Consider the following 586-nt stretch of genomic DNA (forward strand, 5'->3'; position numbering starts at 1 on the left):
CCACTAAACTGGATACTGACATTTCCTTGAGTATCGGCCTTATCAATTACACCAACTTGTCCGTCATTAAACTCGACCATGACCGGTAAACGCCATGGATTAAGTAAATCTAATGAAAAAGGTACTTTACGTAAATTGAGTCCAACCTGACGGGTCATTAACTGCAAAACATCATCAAGGTTTTGATTTTGGTTCCAGTCAAGTTGTAAACGGATTCTTTCTTCTGAAGGCTCAATTCTATAATGTTTAGCAATCGTTAAGACCGCCTGTAACCAGGGCTGGTAATTTATTTTTGTCATCATGGTTGTACTTCGAACCCCTGAATTGAAATATTATTTAAGTCATAAGCTTGGCGAGAACGTCCTGTTGCTGCAATGTACTGAACAATACTGCTGTAGATGTCATAACGTGCAGTTTCAAGTTCTGAATTGGCACTATGAATCGCCTGTTCAGCATTCAGTAAGTCAACCAATGAACGGGTACCGAGTTTGTACTGCTCTTGATAAAGTTCGCGTGTACGAACTGTCGTCGCTTGGCGGTTGGCTAAAACCTGCATTTGACGTTGTTTATTTTCAATTTGCTCACG

Annotated in this window: 1 protein-coding gene and 1 pseudogene; both read right to left on the reverse strand. The window is 40.4% G+C overall.

The genetic code is table 11. From position 1 onward, the window contains the following. Nucleotides 1–302: pseudogene (locus MKX14_RS18210) on the reverse strand (type I secretion system permease/ATPase); the annotation flags it as partial. Next, on the reverse strand, nucleotides 299–586 hold a 288-nt coding region (locus MKX14_RS18215), incomplete at its 5' end, for a TolC family protein (protein WP_240283150.1). The pseudogene MKX14_RS18210 and the gene MKX14_RS18215, both read right to left, overlap by 4 nt.

The organism is Acinetobacter pittii (assembly GCF_022449185.1).
GTDB lineage: Bacteria > Pseudomonadota > Gammaproteobacteria > Pseudomonadales > Moraxellaceae > Acinetobacter > Acinetobacter pittii_I.